The following is a 17,784-nucleotide window of genomic DNA, read 5'->3' as shown; positions in this document are numbered from 1 at the left end:
TGGCTCGCATGGGTGAAGCGGTGGAACTGGAGGCGGGCGGCCGCACCGTACGGCTGTCCAGTCCCGACAAGGTCTTCTTCCCGGAGCGCGGCTTCACCAAGCTGGACCTCGCCCGGTACTACCAGGCGGTCGCCCCCGGCGTCCTGCGCGCCCTGCGCGACCGGCCCACCACCCTGGAGCGCTACCCGGACGGCGTGACCGGCGAGTCCTTCTTCCAGAAACGGGCCCCGAAGAACATGCCCGACTGGATCCCGACCGCCCACATCACCTTCCCCAGCGGCCGCTCCGCCGACGAGATGTGCCCCACCGAGGAGGCGGCGGTGCTGTGGGCCGCCCAGTACGGCACCCTCACCTTCCACCCCTGGCCCGTCCGCCGCACCGACGTCGACCGCCCCGACGAACTCCGCATCGACCTCGACCCGCAGCCCGGCACCGACTACGCCGACGCCGTCCGCGCCGCCGGCGAACTGCGCGCGGTCCTCGACGAGTTCGGCGGACTGCGGGGCTGGCCCAAGACCTCCGGCGGCCGGGGCCTGCACGTGTTCGTGCCGATCGAGCCGCGCTGGACCTTCACCCAGGTCCGGCGCGCCGCGATCGCCGTGGGCCGGGAGATGGAACGCCGGATGCCCGAACAGGTGACGATCAAGTGGTGGAAGGAGGAGCGCGGCGAGCGCATCTTCCTCGACTACAACCAGACCGCCCGCGACCGCACCATCGCCTCCGCCTACTCCGTACGACCCCGCCCGCACGCCCCCGTCTCGGCGCCCCTGCGCTGGGAGGAGGTCGGCGAGGCCAGCCCCCGCGACTTCGACATCGCGACGATGCCGGACCGCTACGCCCGCCTCGGCGACGTGCACGCCGACATGGACGACCACGCCTACTCCCTGGAAGCGCTGCTGGAGCTGGCCGCGCAGGACGAACGCGACCACGGGCTCGGTGATCTGCCGTACCCGCCCGAGTATCCGAAGATGCCGGGGGAACCCAGGCGGGTACAGCCGAGCCGGGCCAGGAAGGAGCCGCCTACAGCTCCTTGATCCGGACGTCCCGGTACGACACCACGTCCGTCGTGCCGTGCACCTGGAGCCCGATGTAGCCGGAGGCGAACCGGCGCCCGTCCGTGCCCGGGTCGTCCGAGCGGGGCGGGGCGAAGTCCAGGCCGCCGATGTTGTCGAACTCGTTGATCAGCACACCGTTGCGGTAGACCGAGTAGTGCTGGTCGACCACGCGGATCTCGTAGTCGTTCCAGGTGCCCTTCTGCGTCACGCCCGCACCGGCGAGCCCGACCCGGTCGAAGCCGTAGACCGAGCCGGTCTTGTACATGTCGCCGTCGGGCCGGTCCAGCACCTGCACCTCGTGCCCGTACTTGATGGCGACCCACTCCGGACGAGACTCCTCGGGATGGCCGTGGACCCACGGGAAGCGCACGAACACACCGGAGTTGGCGTTGCCGGCGCCCGGAGCGTCGTCACGCCACTGGAGCCGCAGCGAGAAGTCGCCGTACTTGCGCTGCGGGAACCACAGCATGCCGAGGCCGGGCTTCGTGGTGCCCGAGGTGATCGATCCGTCGGCGTTCAGGGCGAAGGATCCACCGCCCACCTGCTCCCACCGGGCGAAGGACTCCGCGCTGCCGTCGAGGATCGTGCGGTAACCCTCGGTCTGCCCGGGTGTGCCGACGCCGGACGCGCGGGCGGCCTCGAGGACGGCGTCGTACTCGCGCTCGTCGACGACCCCTTCCCTGAACAGCCGGTCCAGGACGGTCTTCACGTGCTTGAGGAAGAGCGCGTGGGACGTCCACTCCTTCTCGTCCTCGATCAACTCGTTGATCCGGCAGCGGTTGTCGGTCACCCGGTTCGGCACACCGGTGTCGACCGTGCCGACGATCACGGTCAACCGTTCGTCCCACTCGGGGCAGTTGGGCGCGGGCACACCGCCGCCGGCCACCACGGTGAAACTCACGGTCCGCGCCTCGGACGTGTTGCCCGCCTTGTCGCTCGCCCGGTAGGCCAGCGTGTGCGTACCGGTGCGGTCGACGACGACGGGGATGGTGTATGCGATGTACGGTCCACCGTCGAGCGAATACTCGATCCTGTCCACACCCGAACCGTGCGCGTCCGTCGCGCTGACGGTCACCTTGGCGTTGCCGACGTACGCCCCGTCGGAGTTGCGCGTGCCGTCGACCGTCACGCCCGTCACCGGGGGAGTGGTGTCCTGCGGGGGCGCGGAGACGACCGTGAACGTGACGCTCCTCTCGGCGGAGACGTTGCCGGCCTTGTCGGTGGCGCGGTAGCGGACGGTGTGGGTGCCCAGCTGATGGAGCATCACGGGGGCGGTGTACGGCATCCAGTCACCCGCCGAGCCGACCGCGTACTGTATACGGTCGACCCCCGACCCCGTATCGGATGCGCTGACCGTCACGGTCGCCATGTCGATGTACGCCCCGTCGGCGTTCTGCTCCCCGCTCACCGTCGCCGACGTCTCCGGCGGCGTCGTGTCGTTCGTGGGCGGCGCCACGACGGTGAACTCGACGCTCTTCTCGGCTGACACGTTGCCGGCCTTGTCGAAGGCCCGATGGCGGATCTTGTGACGGCCGATCCCCTCCACGACGACCGGGGCCGTGTACGGCATCCAGTCGCCCGTGTCGCCGACCGCATACTGGATCCGGTCGACCCCCGACCCGCCCTCGTCGTCCGTCGCCCCGATCGCGACGCTCGCCGACCCGACGTACTCACCCTGCGCGTTCTGCGCCCCGCTCACCTGAGCCGACGTCTGCGGCGCCGTCGTGTCCTCGCCGCCGCCCTCGGTCACCACCAGGATCCCCTGCATCTGCCCGTGACCGGGGATCGTGCAGTGGTAGAAGTAGCGGCCCGGGGTGAGGGTGACCTCGGCGGTGTGGCGGCCGCCCCGGTCGTCCGCCGGGTTGGCGAGGATGTTGAGCTGGACGTCGCTGTTGAACTCGGGATCGGACGTCACGAACGTCAGCGTGTGCGGCATCCCCGTGGTGTTGCCGGTCGCCACGCTGTTCTCGAAGACGATCGTCGCCGGTCCCGCCACCGCCGTCGCGGGCGCGGAGGTGTACTTCGTGATGTCGTCGCCGGCGGTCCAGGTGAGCACCTGGGCGGCGGCCGGGCCAGGCGGATCGCTCTGCCCGGCGGCGGGCACCGCCTGGAGGCCGAGCACGGCCAGCAGCCCCGCCAACAGGGTCGCAAGAATTCTTCGTCGACGCAGCAGACGCATCACCGGACTCCCCTCGCCAGCTGGTCGGCGGCCGGGGTCGCGGCGCCGCCCGTGTAGGTCACCCGCCACAACGCCGACTTGGCGTCGGAGGTGAAGAAGCCGCGTCCGTAGTCGAGGACGTACAGGGCGCCGTCCGGACCGAACTTCCAGTCCATGAGGTTCTTGATGCCGTCGTTGCCGACCGGCACGATCCTCTTCAGTGACTCCGAGTGGACGGGCAGCCCGCCGTCGCCCTGGGTCGCCGGATTCATCAGCACCGCGTTGCGCGGCTGGTCGGCGTCGTAGAAGTCGCCGACGAACCACTTGCCGTCCCAGTACGCGGGCCACTTGGCCGCGCTCGCGCTCGCGGCGTCGTAGCGGTAGACGGGCCCGTTCATCGCGGCCTGCCCGCCGCCCTTGAGCCACGGCAGCCGGTAGGTGACCTCCTCCTTCTTGTACGAGGGGACGCCGTTCGCGTCGCGCGGGTAGTCGGGGGCGCCGCCCTGGGGCGAGTACCAGATGTTGTTGCCGGTCACCGGCGGCAGGTTGACCAGGCCGTCGTTGTTGGGCGACTCGTTCCTCGGGTGGTCGCAGTCGTACCAGCCGAGCGGCTGTGACGGATCCGGCAGGTTCCGGTCCCGGTAGGGCTGCTTGTTGCCCATGCAGTACGGCCAGCCCCGGTTGCCCGCCTCGGTGATGACGGCGAACGTGTCGTACTTCGCCGGTCCCCAGGTCGGTGACGGTTCGCTCGCGTCCGGGCCGACCCAGCCCGCGTACAGGACGTCGGTCGTCCGGTCGACGAAGATGCGCGCGGGGTTGCGCACGCCCATCACATAGATCTCACCGCGGGTCTTCCCGCCGCCCTCTTCGGTCTCCCGGCCCGTGAAGAGGTTCCCCTCCGGGAGCGTGTACGTGCCGTCGGGCTCCGGATGGATGCGCAGGATCTTGCCGTTGAGGTTGTTGGTGTTGCCGGCGGTGCGGCGCGCGTCGGCGAAGGAGACGCCCCGGTAGTTCGGCTGGGGGTTGTTGCCGGAGTAACCGCCGCTGAAACCGCTGGAGTTGTTGTCACCGGTCGCGATGTACAGGTTGCCCTTGGAGTCCCAGGCCATCCCGCCGCCGGCGTGGCAGCAACTGTGCACCTGCACCGGCCACCTGAGCAGCACCTTCTCGCTGCCGAGGTCCAGTTTGTTCGTGGCGCGGTCGACGGTGAAGCGGGAGACGCGCCGCTCGGCCGTCCGCGTGTCGCGGTTCACCCCCGAGTGCGGTGTGTAGTGCAGGTACACCCAGCCGTTCTGCTCGAAGCGCGGGTCGAGCTCGATACCGAGGAGACCCTCCTCCACCTTGACGAGCTCGTCGCCGCCGCCCTTGTTGCCGAAGACGGTCAACTCGCCCGCCAGGGTGACCTTGCGAGTCTTCGGGTCGTAGACGTGGATCTGGCCCCTGCCCTTGCCGATGTCCGGGTTGTTCCAGTCGGTGATCACGGGCTGGGAGGCGTCGGCGCCGCCGCGGCCGATGTAGAACACGCGGCCGTCGGGGGCGGTGACCAGCCCGTGCGGCTCGCCGATCTGATCGTTCTGCCCGGGCTGGTTGGGCGGGGTGAGTCGCTCGGCCTTGTAGTGGGCCGTGATGGTGGCCTTGCAGTCGGCCCGCGCCAACCGGGTCGTCCACAGCAGCGCGCCGCGCAGATGCGCGCGGAAGTCCGTCTCGTCGTACGAGGAGACCGTGCCGCCCATGCCCGTGTAGAAGGAGCGGCCGCCGTCGTAGTCGCGGCACCAGCTGATGGGATGGTCCCAGCCGTTGGCGCCCGCTCCGGGCCGGTAGGTCGACTCCCGCACCCGTGCGACGGTGTGCACCGAGCCGGAGGGGTTGCGCACCCAGTTCGGCCACTGGTCGGGGCGTTTCCACTCCACCGGCACGTCCTTGGTGGCCGGGTGCAGCCGGTCCCCGACCTCGACGACCGCCCGCTGCACGGCCGTCGGGCTGGAAGCGGCCGGGCGGGCGCCGATCAGGCCGGTGAACCAGTCCGAGTACGGCTCCGCGCGCGCCGCGTCATGGATGCCGACGAAACCGCCGCCCGCCTCCATGTAGGCCTCCAGGCCCGCCTCCTGCTCCGGGTCGAGGACGTCACCGCCGCCGGTCAGGAAGACGACGGCGTTGTAACGGCCCAGCCGGGTGCCGTCGGTGAAGACCGAGGCGTCGTCCGTGGCCTCGACGCCGAAGCGCTGGTCCGCCGCACCGGACAGGCCGATCCGCTCGATCGCCTCGATCCCGGCGTTGACGACGGGCGACTCCTCCCCGGCCGCCGCCGACCCGTGGAAGACCAGTACCTGTACATCGGCGCCGCCCGGCGGCGACTTCACGGACATCGTTGTCAGGGGTGGTTCGGGGAACGGGCGGGCGTTCGCGGCCGGGCCCGACAGCAGGCCGGCGGCGACGGCCCCGGCAGCCGCGGTGGCCACCCAGACCCGTCTTCTCGTCCGTCCCCTACCGCTCGCGCTCGGCGCGCGTGTTGTGCTCAACCCTCGTAAGTGCATGAGCGCCTCCTCGGTCACAGCGACAGCGCCAAGGAAGCTAGACCCTTTCGCGGCACCCGCCAATAGCTATGACCGCAATGGCACGAACTTTGTCCTGGGTGTGGATGAACGGCGGAACGGCCGGTACCGTCGCACAGGTTCATCACAGGTACGCCTCCGCAAGTTCCTTGTCAGGGTGGGGAGTTCCGCATGGACAGACGCAGTTTCAACCGACGGGTGCTGCTGGGCGGCGCGGCGGCCGCGACATCGTTGTCCCTGGCCGCCGAGGCCGCCGGCGCGGACGCACCGGCCAGGACGGCCCCTCCCGGGGGCCAGGTCAGACACCTCAAGCTGTACGCCGAGAAGCTCCCCGACGGGCAGTTGGGCTACGGCTTCGAGAAGGGCGGCGCGACGATCCCGGGACCCCTGATCGACATCACCGAGGGCGACACCGTCCACATCGAGTTCCAGAACACCCTCGACGTGCCGGCGAGCCTGCACGTGCACGGCCTGGACTACGAGATCTCCAGCGACGGGACGAAACTGAACCACAGCGACGTCCAACCCGGCGGCACCCGCACCTACACCTGGCGCACCCACGCCCCCGGCCGCCGCGCGGACGGCACCTGGCGCGCGGGCAGCGCCGGCTACTGGCACTACCACGACCACGTCGTCGGCACCGAACACGGCACGGGCGGCATCCGCAAGGGCCTGTACGGCCCGGTCGTCGTCCGCCGGAAGGGCGACGTCCTGCCCGACGCGACCCACACGATCGTCTTCAACGACATGACGATCAACAACAGGCCGGCCCACACCGGCCCCGACTTCGAGGCGACGGTGGGCGATCGCGTCGAGTTCGTGATGATCACCCACGGCGAGTACTACCACACCTTCCATCTGCACGGTCACCGCTGGGCCGACAACCGCACCGGCCTGCTCACCGGCCCCGACGACCCGAGCCAGGTCATCGACAACAAGATCGTCGGCCCGGCGGACTCCTTCGGCTTCCAGGTGATCGCGGGGGAGGGGGTGGGCGCCGGAGCGTGGATGTACCACTGCCACGTACAGAGCCACTCCGACATGGGGATGGTGGGCCTGTTCCTGGTGAGGAAACCGGACGGCACGATCCCGGGCCACGAGCCGCACGATCCGCATGGGACCCACGCATCCGACGGGACGCGGGAGACGCACGGCCACTGAGGGACGGTGGAGGACGGACGCCCGCACGGCGGTCGGAACGGCGAACTCCTCGCGCCGCCGGACTCCGCCACGGTCACCGCATGGCGGACCGGCCTCGCGGGGACGCGACCAGCGCGCCCGGCACCCCCTTGCGCAAGCCCCTTCCCGCTGCGAGAGCGCTCTCATCCCCTCTCCTGCCGCGGCTATCCTGATCCGCACCCGGCCAGGAGGAGGATCCCCGCAGTGACCGAGACAGCGTCGCGTCCCACGTTGGAGGCCGTGGCCGCGCGGGCCGGGGTCTCCCGGGCCACCGTCTCGCGGGTCGTCAACGGCGGGGACGGGGTCAGGGAGCCCCTCGTCGCGCGGGTGCGGCGGGCCGTGGAGGAGCTCGGGTACGTCCCCAACCAGGCCGCCCGCAGCCTGGTGACCAAAAGGCACGACGCCGTCGCCGTCGTCATCGCCGAACCGGAGACCCGCGTCTTCGCCGACCCCTTCTTCGCCCTCCAGCTCCGGGGCATCAGCAAGGAGCTGACGGCCCACGACAACCAACTCGTGCTGCTGCTCACCGAGGGCCGCGACGACCACGCCCGCGTCGCCCGCTATCTCGCCGGAGGCCATGTCGACGGCGCCCTCGTCTTCTCGCTGCACCTCGACGACCCGCTGCCCGGCCTCATCCAGGGCGCGGGAGTGCCGACGGTGTTCGGCGGCCGCCCCGGCTGGAGCGACGGCACGCGTGACGTCGTGTACGTCGACAGCGACAACCGCGGCGGCGCCCGCGCGGCCGTGCGCCACCTGGTGGGCCTGGGCCGCACCCGTATCGCGCACCTCACCGGCCCCCTCGACCAGACCTCCGCGGCGGACCGCCTCGAGGGCTTCCGGGACGTCAGGGGCGACGCCGATCCCCGGCTCGTCGTGGAGAGCGACTTCACCCCCGGCGGCGGTGAGCGCGCCATGCGTGAACTCCTCGACCGCTGCCCCGACGTCGACGCCGTGTTCGCCGCCAACGACCTGACCGCCTCGGGCGCCCTGCGCGTCCTGCGCGAACGCGGACGCCGCGTGCCCGAGGACGTGGCCGTGGTCGGCTTCGACGACATGCTGCCCGTCGCCGAACAGACCGACCCGCCGCTGACGACGGTCCGTCAGGACATCGAGGAGATGGGCAGGATCATGGCCCGCCTCCTCCTGCGCGGCCTCGACCGCCGTACGACCACGACCGACGACGCACCGGACGCCTCACCGCCCGGCGTGGTCCTGCCGACCACCCTGGTGCGCCGAGCCTCCGCCTAGGGCCTGTTGCGAAAGTGGCGTCGTCGCCCGAAGGGCGGCAGGCGCCACTTTCGCAACAGGCCCTGGTTCCTGTCCTGCCGCCTCACGTGGACTGCGGGGCGGGCTCGATCACCGCGAAGCGTGCCCCGTACGGGTCGGCGAGTCTGGCGATCCGGCCGACGCCCTCGATGTCCGTGGCGGCCAGGCGGACCGTGCCGCCCAGCTCCTCCGCCCGTGCGACCACCGCGTCCACGTCGGTGACCGCGAAGTACGGCAGCCAGTACGCCCCCGACTCCGCCTCCGTCGGATCGTCGGCCAGCGGGACGACCCCGCCGAACATGGCGTCCTCCCCGGCGCCGGCCGGGTTGACGGAGGTGTAGGTGCCGCCTGGGAAGGAGACGGCCGAGGTCTCCAGGCCCAGTGCGGCGTGGTAGAACGCGGCCGCCGCGGCCTCGTCCGGGGTGTACAGCTCGACCCAGCACAGCGATCCCAGCTCGCCGGCGACGTCCACTCCCTTGTTCCGTCCCGGCTGCCAGATGCCGAAGGGCACGCCCGCCGAGTCGGCGAGGATCGCCATCGTGCCCTGGCCCATCACGTCCATGGGCGGGAACAGCACTCTGCCGTGCGCCTGCTCCGCCGCCCGGCAGGTGGCGTCCGCGTCGGACGACTGGAAGTACACTGTCCACGACGGCGGCCCCTGCTCGGGCGTGGTCTGCATGGCGCCCGCCGCGGTCCTCCCGTCCAGCTGGAAGAAGCCGTAGCCGCCGGCGTCGGGCCCCGCCGACTCGAACCGCCAGCCGAACAGGGCACCGTAGAAGGCGGAGGCGCGGTCGATGTCGGTCGTGCCGATGTCGATCCAGTTCGGAGCGCCGTCGACGAAACGGGTGGTGAGCATCTTCGCCCTCCTGGTCGCAGTCCCGTCCTGTGCACTGCCGAGTCTCGCACCGCCCACTGACAATCGCTGCCGGAACACGGCGGCGGGCGCCCCCGGGCCCGGGGGCGCCGTCGGTCACGGGCACGGATCTCCTCGTCCACGCCCCTCCCGCGCGCCGCCGTGCGCCGTGGCCCGTTGCCGGGGCACCATCGGGGCGGCCGGAGGCCCTGCCCCGCCCGCGTATATCCGGCGTTGATCGAACGTTTTTCGCCGCGCGGCACGCTTCTCGCCATGTACACCGACACGATCCCCACGCCCGACCTCGCCTGGCAGCGGGAGGCGCTGTGCGCGCAGACCGGGGCGGACTTCTTCTTCCCCGAGCCCGGCAGCTCGGTCCGGGAGGCCAAGCGCATCTGCGGCATGTGCCGGATGCGCTCCGCCTGCCTCGAGTACGCCCTGGCCCACGACGAGCGCTTCGGCGTGTGGGGCGGCCTCTCCGAGAAGGAACGACTGCAGCTCCGGCGCACCTCGCAGTGAGCCCGAACCCGCACATCCGAGCGACCGCATCGCGGGGGTGGAGGGATGGGCGGGCTGCGAGATGGCGGCACCGTTCGTCGCGCTGGGCCCGTCCGGTGTGGCGGTCCGTGACCGGCTGAGGCACCTGAGTGCCCAGGACGAGAAGGTTCTTCGTCTGGTCGGTGATCATCTGGGCATGCTCGCCTCCCGCGATCTGAAAGCCCGTTGTGCGGCCGGATCGGACCATGACAGCGAGCAGTGGGCCGCGCGCAAGCGTGCCCTGACGCAGGCGTCTTCCTCCCGCTGGGCCGGGTCGGTCACCAAGGCCACACATGATCAGTGGGCGCTCGCCCGGCGCGGGCAGCTCGCGCACATCCAGGGTCTGCAAGCGGGTATCGCGGCGATCGCGCACCGGCTGTCCCTGCCGGTCGGACAGAAGGGCGCCAAGCGGGCTCTGGGCGGCTACGCGAGCAGGCAGGAGTGGTTCGCCAAGACCCGCCGTCTGCACGTGCTCGAAGACCGACTGAAGGCAGCACGCGCGGACTGGGAGGCCGGGCGCGTGCATGTGGTGCGGGGCGGCAAGCGGCTGCTGAACACCCGCCACCACCTGGACGCCGCACAGCTCACCGAGGAGCAGTGGCGTATGCGGTGGCAGGCCGGGCGTCGCTTCCTTCAGGCCGACGGCGAGTCGGGTAAGCGGTTCGGCAACGAGACCATCCGCGTCACCTGCGACGGTGAGGTCTCTGTCAAGCTTTCGGCGCCGCTGGCTCATCTGGCCAACGCGCGGCACGGCCGGTACGTGCTCGCCTCGAAGGTGGCGTTCGCGCACCGGGGTGAGCAGTGGCGTGACCGCGTCCAGGCGAACCGGGCCGTCGCCTACCGCATCCATGAAGACACCACACGCGGCCGCTGGTACCTCACCGCGTCGTGGACGATCCCCGCGGTGCAGACCGTGCCCCTGGCGGCGGCCCGCACAGGCGGCTTGGTCGGCGTCGACACCAACGCCGACCACCTGGCCGCCTGGCGCCTGGACCCACACGGCAACCCCGTCGGCGCACCGCTGCGCTTCGGCTACGACCTGTCCGGCACCGCCACCCACCGCGACGCCCAGGTACGGCACGCCCTGATCCGTCTGCTGCACTGGGCCAAACGCCACCACATCGCGATCGCGATCGAAGACCTCGACTTCCAAGCGGAGAAGACCCGCGAGAAACACGGCCGCCGCAGACGTTTCCGCAAACTGATCTCGGGCATGCCCGTGAGCAGACTGCGGGCCCGCCTGGTGTCGATGGCGGCCGAACTCGGCATCACCATCGTCGCCGTCGACCCGGCCTACACCAGCAAATGGGGCGCCCAGCACTGGCAAAAGCCCCTCACCTCAAAGACCACAAAGACCACCCGCCACGACGCGGCCGCCGTGGCGATCGGCAGGCGCGCCCTGGGACACCCGATCCGGCGACGGACGGCACCGCCCCGTAACGACCAGAGCGATCGTTACGGGCATCGGACCGTCCAGGCCGGACCGGGTACCCCGGGGCGTGAGGAACCCCGCCCCCGCATTCCCGGACCACGGACACGATCCGTGCGCGCCAGACGCGGAGCGAAAGCGGGCGACCAGCGTGTCCAGTACCGTTCGGGGCACGCGGCTGAGCACGAGTCCTGGCAACAGGACCCACTCCCGCTCAGTCTTCAAGAACGGTGCGGTTAAGATCCGGAGGCGCGTCCGGACGTAGCGCAGAGGCAGGCGCAGCGCCCTGCACAGGCGCATGACGTCGGTTCGAATCCGACCGTCCGGGCGCGTGCGAGGTCCCGTAGAGCAGAGGCAGACTCGCCGCCTTGTCAGGGCGGATACGCCGGTTCGAATCCGGTCGGGACCGCGGAACGGCGAGCACGGGGCGGGTCGGGGCGGGGACGCATGGGCGAGGAGAGCAGCGGGGCGGTCGCGGGGGCGGCCGTCGGGCCGGTCACGGGCGCGGCGGTCACGGTCCCAGCGGTCACGGGTTCAGCGGTCGACGACGCGCAGGTCATGGGCGCGGCGGTCACCCGGCCGACGGGCCCGGTCACGGACGCGGTCCGCCAGCCGACGGGGCCGGGCGCCGAGTCGGTCTCCGAGGCGGAGCTGGCCGCCTTCCACCACATCGTGGGCAGACTGCGCGCCCTGCCCGTCGACGATCCCGTACGGCTGCGCGCCGAGCAGGTCGCCGCGTCCTTCGCCCGCGACGGGCGGCTGCGGCGGCGCAAGGCGCGCGGCGCAGAGACCTCGGCCGCCGACGCCGCCGCGATGGCCGCGACCGCGACCGGCGCCCTGGACCGTCGCGAGGACGCGCCCCTGACCGACACCGGCAGCGGCGGCGTCTTCCACCGGCCGCGCACCTGCTACGTCTGCAAGTCGCCCTATCGACAGGTCGACACCTTCTACCACCGCCTCTGCCCCGCCTGCGCCGCCGACAACACCGCCCGGCGCGCCCTGAGCACCGACCTGAGCGGCCGCCGGGTCCTGCTGACGGGCGGCCGGGTGAAGATCGGCTTCCAGCTGGCGCTGATGATGCTGCGGGACGGCGCCGAGGTCCTCGTCACCTCCCGCTTCCCGCACGACACCGTGCGCCGCTTCCGCGCCGCGCCGGGCAGCGGGACATGGCTGGACCGGCTCACCGTCCTCGCCGTCGACCTGCGCGACCCACGCCAGGTGCTGGGCCTGTGCGAGGAGCTGCGTCAGGAGGGCGAACCGCTCGACATCCTCGTCAACAACGCGGCCCAGACGGTACGCCGCCCTCCCGAGTCGTACGCCCTGCTGGCCGACGGCGAGTACGACGCACTGCCCGAGGGGGCGCGCCGCGCGCCGGGCTTCACACCGATGCGGATGCTGGAGGGCCTCGGCGGCTCCGTCTCCGCTCTCCCCGCCGCCCTGCGCGAGGCCGACGAGGCGGGGCTGCTGCCCGACCCGTCCCCGGAGAACTCCTGGTCGGCCCGGCTCGGCGCCCTCGATCCGGCCGAGGTCCTGGAGACTCAGCTCGTCAACGCCCTCGCCCCCGCCCTGCTGTGCGACCGGCTGCTGCCGCTGCTGCTCGCCTCCCCGCACCCGCGCCGGTACGTCGTCAACGTCACCGCCGTCGAGGGCCGGTTCGCGGTGCGCAACAAGCAGCCCGGCCACCCGCACACCAACATGGCCAAGGCCGCCCTCAACATGCTCACCCGCACCAGCGCCGCCGAACTCGCCGGACAGGGCGTCCACATGTGCGCCGTCGACACCGGCTGGATCACGGACGAGAACCCGGCGCCCAAGAAGGCCCGTATGGCGGACGCCGGCTTCCGCACGCCGCTCGACATCGTCGACGGCGCGGCCCGGGTGTACGACCCGATCGTGCGCGGCGAGGCCGGTGACCCGGTGTCGGGCGTGTTCCTGAAGGATTACCGGGAGGCCGAGTGGTGACCGAGGATCCCGAACCGCAGACCGGGCCCGAACCGCAGACCGGGCCCGAACCGCAGACCGGGTACGAGCCTCACACTGAGGCGGAGTCGCACACCGAGGCCGAGTCGCCCGGCTTCGCCGGCGTGCCCCATGTCGTCCCCCGTCCCCTGGCCGACCTCGCCCCCCTCCTGGACTGGTTGCGGGCCGGCCGCCCGGCGGGGGAGCGGCTGGACTTCGCGGCGGGCACGGCGCTGCCGGACGGGCGCCTCGACCTGTGCAAGCAGGGACTCGGCGCGCAGGGCGCCGCTCTGGTCGCCGAGGCCCTGGCCGACGGCCCTTCGCCCGTACGGCACCTGTTGCTCGGCACGGACGCCCTCGGCGACGAGGGCGCCGCCGCCGTGGCCGGGACGGACGCGCCGGTGGAGACGCTCTACCTCGGCTGCAACGGCATCACCGCGGGCGGCGCCTGCCGGATCGCCGACCAGCTGCGGGCCTCGCCGCAGGTCGTCACCGGCGTGTGGCTCAAACGCAACCCGCTGGGCAGCGGGGCGGGCCGGGCAGCCGCCGAACTCGTCGAGTCCGCCCGGACGTTGCGCACCCTCGACCTCGTCCAGACCGGCCTCGACCCGGCCGGCGTCGCCGTCCTCGCCGACGCCCTGCTGGCCGCCGCCGGCAACGGCCGGCGCATCGAGCGCCTCTTCGCCGGCGGCAACGCGCTGGGCGAGGCGGGCGCGGAGGCCCTGGCCGAGGTGATCGCCGCCGGAGCGATCGACGAACTGTACGTCTCCGCCGCCCGGTTGGGCGACGCGGGCGCCCTCCGCCTCGCCGCCGCGCTCGAACGGGCACCGTACGGACGGCTCACCCGTCTGTCGGTCGCCAGCAACGGCATCGGACCGGGCGCCGCGGCCCGGCTGGTCGGCGCGGCCACCGCGGCCGGAGTCACCCTGCTCGACCTCGGCCGGGTCCGGGCGGCCGCGGTGCTCGGCGCGACGGACAACCGGCTCGACCTGGCGGCCGCCGAGACCATCGGGCACGCCCTGGCAGCCGGCGAACACCGCCTCCACCACCTCGTCCTGCGCCACGCCGGTCTGCGCAGCCGCGAGGCCCACCGCCTCCTCGACCACGCGCCCCGCGCCACCACCCCCACCCGCTTCGTCCTCGGCCAGGGCGTCGCCGCCAGCATCAAACGCCGGCTGACGGCCCTCAGCGCCCACGTCCCGCCCCCGACCGTCCCCGCCGACGTGGCAGCCGTACGCAGCGTGCACCGCACCGCCCCGCCCGAGGACTGAAGCGACCCCCTGGCCGCCCAATCCCTGACCGCCCGATCCCCGGCCGCCCGATCCCCGGCCGCCCACCCCCTGGCCACCAGGGCGTGGGCCGCCCACGCCCCGACCGCTCAGCGCCGCATCTCCGTGAACACCCCCATCCAGAACCTCTGCTGCTGCTCCGACGCCCCCACCAGATACGTCGCCCGAAGCTTCGCCGGCAGATGGGCCACCAGACGGGTCACCACCGCGCGGTACCTCTTCAGCTGGGACAGCTCCGCGTTGGCGAGGATCTGGTGGACCACGTCGCTGTCGTTGCCGCCCTCGTCGGACCGCTCGGCGGCGCGGCGCAGCCGGGCCTCCCACAGGTCCGCGTCCCGCGCGAGCTCACGCAGGCCCGTCACCGGGCGGCCCCGGAGCCGGTCGATCAGGGCGGACAGCGGCACGGGCGCGTACTCGCCGTCGCCGAGGTAGACCGTCGCCATCTCCAGCGGCAGCCCACGCCGGTGCAGCTTGATCAGCCGCTCCAGGGTGCGCTTGGTGATCCAGGCACGGCCCTCCTCGTCGATGTCGTGCTTCCACCACTCCAGCACCGTCTCGGCGTCCGCCCCGTACCGCGCGATCAGCCACTCGTTGGCCGGGATGTCCTCCGGCGCCACCTCCAGCGAGGCCGTGAACCGCGTGGCCTGCGCGATGTTGTTCCGGGACACCAGCAGCTTGCGGCCCAGGTGGTACGGCGGGTTCTGCACGGCTATCTGCGCCCGCAGGTTCTCGATCCGCCGCCCCGCCAGCGACCACTCCTGAGTGATCTCCATCAGCTTGGCGAACGCGGCCTTGTCCTTGGGCCGGTTGTACTCGTCCCACACGATCGCCTTGGGCTCCGGCCCGGTGAACTTCGCGGCGAGGAGGTTGTCCAGCGTGCCGTCCGGCGACGGCACCGGAGCGCACAGGTCCTCCACGTTGGTCACCGGCAGCGAGAAGTACAGGGCGTCGCGGCCCAGCCCCTCCCGCACCGTCTCCCGCACCAGCTCCGTCTTGCCGCACCCGGGCGGCCCCTGGAGCAGCACCGTCCAGCGGTTGCGCAGCGCCGCCCGCACCACCTGCCGTACCGGGTCGGGAAGGGTGGCCGGGTTGGGCACGCCGAGGGCCTGGGCGATGCGGTCGAGGATCTCGGCGGTGCGGTTCTGGCCCGGTCTGCCGTCCGGGCCGGGCTCGGCCAGCCGCAGCCGCTCCCCGTCGACCAGGGGCAGGCCCCAGCGCAGCGGGAAGCCCTCGCGGGCGTTGGCCAGGACGTGGTCGAGCGTGCGCGGCGACAGCAGCTCGCGCAGCGCCGGGGAGAGCGACGCCCACAGGGAGAACACTGGACGCAGGTCCCACGGGCGGTACTTGGCCGCGAGGTGCCGCCGCCAGGACGTGTCGTTCGCGGTGATCCGCATCGTCACCATGCGGTCCAGCAGCGCCAGGTCCCCGCGCCGGGCCGACGTCTCCGCGAGCGACTCGTTGTCCGTGAGGAAGACGCCGACGCAGCCCAGGGCGCGCAGATCGTGCTCACCGAGCGTCCAGTTGCAGGCGATCTGCATCAGCTGCGACTGGATGGTGTCCCCGGCCTGCAGCGAGTCGTCGATGAGCAGCACGAACGGCCGACCGGGCTTCAGCTGGCTCATCACCAGCTGCCGCAGCACCAGTTCACCGGACTGCGGGTCCCGCACCGGCGCGTTGACCAGCAGGTCGTCCGGCGTCAGGTTCGCCGCCGGCACGTACACCAGCGTGGTGTCCGGGCGGGACCGCGCGACGTACGAGAAGAACGTCGCCGTCTTGCCGATGCCGTGCTCGCCGAAGATCTGCCCGGTCTGCCCCAGGTCGATCATCGCGTCGATGAAGGCCTCCAGACGCGAGACCTCGGTGCGCTCCTGCTGGGCGGTCGGGGTGTTCATCTGCCGTGTCTCCGGGGTCGTTTACCGCGAACCTGTGGTGACGCGATGGCAGGCCATCGCCGGTGTGTGCGTCTCGGGCCACTCGCTGCCGCCCTCGGTGATCAGCCAGATCCATTTCTCCGGCTCGGCGGGCGTGATCGGCGGCGCGTACCCGTCGGTGAGGACGACGACCGCGTCCGGACGCACGTCGAACAGCCGCCCGTTCACCTCTGTGCGCCCCTCCACGTAGTCCGAGACGGCCTGGAAGCTCGTGCCGCCACCGCCGTACACACGCTCGCCCGGCGTGAACGGCATCACCACGGCGTCGAAGGACAGCCAGTGCGCCTCCACGCCGTCGATCCGGCCGACCAGGTCGGTGAGCCAGCGGATCACATGGTCCGGCATCGATCCCGACGTGTCGTACGCGATCACCAGCACCTTGTCGCGGACCGGGCCGCGCCGCGCCAGCATCGGGTCCTGGCCGAGGGCCGCGAGAAGCGCGCCGCGCTTCTTCGGGTACACCAGCCGCTCGCCGTCGCGCAGTTTCGAGCCCAGCACGTCGACCAGCCAGCGCTGCCACCAGTCGACCGTCCGGGTGCGCGTCGTCTCGCCCCGCAGCGCGCCGGCGCCGAGATCGCCCCAGAGCCGGGCGGCCCGCGCCGAGCCCTCCTCCGTACGGCCCATCAGGTCGAGCAGCTCCCGCTCCGCGCCGGTGTGCCCGCGCCGGGCCGCCAGCAGGGAGTTGAGCAGCGCCGAGGACGTCACCGTGTCGATCGTCTCCTGGTCGGCGGGGACCGCGCCCTCCCCCAGGTGCACGCACAGCCGCTCGTCGGGGACCGGCGGGTGGTGCATCCGCTTCAGCTCCCCGTACACCCGCATGTCCGTCTCGGTGAACACCTCGTACGACACCGGCTCCAGTCCGTGCGTCGTCAGGTCCTCGACGTAGGCGTCGTACACCTGCCGCGGGTCGACTCCCGTGGGCCGGCCGTCCAGCAGGGGCAGCTCCTCGCGGCCGAGCCGGACCAGCGCCACATGGTTGACGGCCACCTCGGCGGCCAGCGTGAACACCGGGTCGTCGCGCAGCTCCGGGTCGGCGAGCAGATGCCGGTGCACGAGGTGACGGGCCTCGTGGAACAGGACGAACTTCACGCCCGCCAGGCCCAGTCCGACGAAGAAGTGCGGGTTGTACAGCAGCAGGCAGGTGCCGTCGCCGGAGGCGACCAGGGCCGCCGTGTCCACCGCCGTCGTGGGGATCTGGTGATGGCACTTGGCGTACAGCCAGGACGCCACCGCCGACTCCGTCAGCCCGAAGTCCAGCAGCGCGGCCTCCTTCAGCTGCCGCGCCTCCTGCGCGACCGCCGGATCCGCCGGACGGTACGCCTCCAGCGCCCTGCGGTCGGCGAGGTCCACCACCGGCGGACGCCGCCGCCCCTGCTCCCCGTACCCCATGCCTCGCCCCCCGTGCCGTGCTTTCCCCCCGTGCCTCATTGGTACCAGGCCCCACTGACAACGGGCCAAGGCATTACGCTCTGCCGCAGGGCGGGGTCGTAGCGCAGAGGCAGGCGCACCGGTCTCCAAAACCAGAACACGCTGGTTCGAATCCAGCCGCCCCGCCCGTCCCGAGGACATCGCACGG

The 17,784-nt window shown here is 72.0% G+C and carries 12 protein-coding genes and 3 tRNA genes; 10 read left to right on the top strand and 5 right to left on the bottom strand.

The features are described 5' to 3' along the window. The first annotated feature begins 8 nt into the window (after positions 1 to 8). Positions 9 to 1,034, top strand: a complete 1,026-nt coding sequence (gene ligD / locus ACPT94_RS08145) for a non-homologous end-joining DNA ligase (RefSeq protein ID WP_360341125.1) — start codon at positions 9 to 11, stop codon at positions 1,032 to 1,034. On the opposite strand, the gene ACPT94_RS08140 is transcribed toward ligD, so the two are convergent. Together ACPT94_RS08140 and ACPT94_RS08135 are read right to left on the bottom strand one after the other, a co-directional pair. Continuing rightward, entirely contained in the window at positions 1,021 to 3,234 is a 2,214-nt protein-coding gene (locus ACPT94_RS08140; RefSeq protein ID WP_360341122.1) for an OmpL47-type beta-barrel domain-containing protein, read from the bottom strand. The genes ligD and ACPT94_RS08140 overlap by 14 nt on opposite strands. After that, positions 3,234 to 5,747, bottom strand: a complete 2,514-nt coding sequence (locus tag ACPT94_RS08135) for a ThuA domain-containing protein (RefSeq protein ID WP_360341119.1) — start codon at positions 5,745 to 5,747, stop codon at positions 3,234 to 3,236. The genes ACPT94_RS08140 and ACPT94_RS08135 overlap by 1 nt, the downstream gene beginning before the upstream one ends. A 189-nt stretch (positions 5,748 to 5,936) precedes the next feature. Between ACPT94_RS08135 and ACPT94_RS08130 the strand changes: the two genes are divergently transcribed. After that, entirely contained in the window at positions 5,937 to 6,926 is a 990-nt protein-coding gene (locus ACPT94_RS08130; RefSeq protein WP_425245507.1) for a multicopper oxidase domain-containing protein, read from the top strand. Between the two features lie 222 nt (positions 6,927 to 7,148). After that, positions 7,149 to 8,192 carry a LacI family DNA-binding transcriptional regulator gene (locus ACPT94_RS08125; RefSeq protein ID WP_360341113.1) on the top strand — a complete coding sequence of 348 codons (1,044 nt, stop codon included), beginning with the start codon at positions 7,149 to 7,151 and terminating at the stop codon, positions 8,190 to 8,192. 82 nt (positions 8,193 to 8,274) lie between these two features. Here ACPT94_RS08125 and ACPT94_RS08120 read toward each other — a convergent pair whose 3' ends face one another. Next, positions 8,275 to 9,066 (bottom strand): VOC family protein, encoded by a 792-nt coding sequence (locus ACPT94_RS08120; protein ID WP_360341110.1) that lies wholly within the window; start codon positions 9,064 to 9,066, stop codon positions 8,275 to 8,277. A gap of 270 nt (positions 9,067 to 9,336) precedes the next feature. On the opposite strand from ACPT94_RS08120, the gene ACPT94_RS08115 reads away from it, so the two are divergent. The 6 genes from ACPT94_RS08115 (at position 9,337) to ACPT94_RS08090 (ending at position 14,259) form a co-directional block, all read left to right on the top strand. Continuing rightward, positions 9,337 to 9,582, top strand: coding sequence for a WhiB family transcriptional regulator (locus ACPT94_RS08115; protein ID WP_425245506.1), 246 nt, complete (start codon positions 9,337 to 9,339; stop codon positions 9,580 to 9,582). A 61-nt stretch (positions 9,583 to 9,643) separates the two neighbouring features. Then, the gene (locus ACPT94_RS08110) at positions 9,644 to 11,269 is read left to right on the top strand and encodes an IS200/IS605 family accessory protein TnpB-related protein (protein ID WP_425245505.1); all 1,626 of its coding nucleotides are present in this window, start codon (positions 9,644 to 9,646) and stop codon (positions 11,267 to 11,269) included. Between the two features lie 15 nt (positions 11,270 to 11,284). Next, positions 11,285 to 11,357 (top strand) — tRNA-Cys (locus ACPT94_RS08105). A gap of 9 nt (positions 11,358 to 11,366) precedes the next feature. After that, a tRNA-Asp gene (locus ACPT94_RS08100) sits at positions 11,367 to 11,438 on the top strand. A 38-nt stretch (positions 11,439 to 11,476) separates the two neighbouring features. Next, a complete protein-coding gene (locus ACPT94_RS08095; RefSeq protein ID WP_360341104.1) occupies positions 11,477 to 12,991 on the top strand; it encodes an SDR family oxidoreductase in 1,515 nt (504 codons plus the stop codon). Continuing rightward, a complete protein-coding gene (locus ACPT94_RS08090; RefSeq protein WP_360341101.1) occupies positions 12,988 to 14,259 on the top strand; it encodes a ribonuclease inhibitor in 1,272 nt (423 codons plus the stop codon). Before ACPT94_RS08095 ends, ACPT94_RS08090 begins: the two co-directional genes overlap by 4 nt. A 107-nt stretch (positions 14,260 to 14,366) precedes the next feature. On the opposite strand, the gene ACPT94_RS08085 is transcribed toward ACPT94_RS08090, so the two are convergent. Next, complete coding sequence (locus tag ACPT94_RS08085; RefSeq protein ID WP_360341098.1) at positions 14,367 to 16,169, bottom strand: AAA family ATPase; 1,803 nt, start codon at positions 16,167 to 16,169, stop codon at positions 14,367 to 14,369. Between the two features lie 21 nt (positions 16,170 to 16,190). After that, entirely contained in the window at positions 16,191 to 17,597 is a 1,407-nt protein-coding gene (locus ACPT94_RS08080) for a vWA domain-containing protein (protein WP_425245504.1), read from the bottom strand. A gap of 90 nt (positions 17,598 to 17,687) precedes the next feature. Here ACPT94_RS08080 and ACPT94_RS08075 point away from each other — a divergent pair. Further along, a tRNA-Trp gene (locus ACPT94_RS08075) sits at positions 17,688 to 17,763 on the top strand. The last annotated feature ends 21 nt before the right edge of the window (positions 17,764 to 17,784 follow it).

The sequence above is a fragment of the Streptomyces aurantiaciflavus genome (assembly GCF_049808595.1).
In the GTDB taxonomy this organism is placed as follows: domain Bacteria; phylum Actinomycetota; class Actinomycetes; order Streptomycetales; family Streptomycetaceae; genus Streptomyces.
Note: the sequence above shows the minus strand (reverse complement) of the source record. Positions and strands in the feature narration are given on the sequence as shown.

Coding starts and splice junctions, on each gene's coding strand:
- ligD (WP_360341125.1), top strand. CDS start 9: ATGGGTGAAGCGGTGGAACTGGAGGCGGGCGGCCGCACCGTACGGCTG.
- ACPT94_RS08140 (WP_360341122.1), bottom strand. CDS start 3,234: ATGCGTCTGCTGCGTCGACGAAGAATTCTTGCGACCCTGTTGGCGGGG.
- ACPT94_RS08135 (WP_360341119.1), bottom strand. CDS start 5,747: ATGCACTTACGAGGGTTGAGCACAACACGCGCGCCGAGCGCGAGCGGT.
- ACPT94_RS08130 (WP_425245507.1), top strand. CDS start 5,937: ATGGACAGACGCAGTTTCAACCGACGGGTGCTGCTGGGCGGCGCGGCG.
- ACPT94_RS08120 (WP_360341110.1), bottom strand. CDS start 9,066: ATGCTCACCACCCGTTTCGTCGACGGCGCTCCGAACTGGATCGACATC.
- ACPT94_RS08115 (WP_425245506.1), top strand. CDS start 9,337: ATGTACACCGACACGATCCCCACGCCCGACCTCGCCTGGCAGCGGGAG.
- ACPT94_RS08110 (WP_425245505.1), top strand. CDS start 9,644: ATGGCGGCACCGTTCGTCGCGCTGGGCCCGTCCGGTGTGGCGGTCCGT.
- ACPT94_RS08095 (WP_360341104.1), top strand. CDS start 11,477: ATGGGCGAGGAGAGCAGCGGGGCGGTCGCGGGGGCGGCCGTCGGGCCG.
- ACPT94_RS08085 (WP_360341098.1), bottom strand. CDS start 16,169: ATGAACACCCCGACCGCCCAGCAGGAGCGCACCGAGGTCTCGCGTCTG.
- ACPT94_RS08080 (WP_425245504.1), bottom strand. CDS start 17,597: ATGGGGTACGGGGAGCAGGGGCGGCGGCGTCCGCCGGTGGTGGACCTC.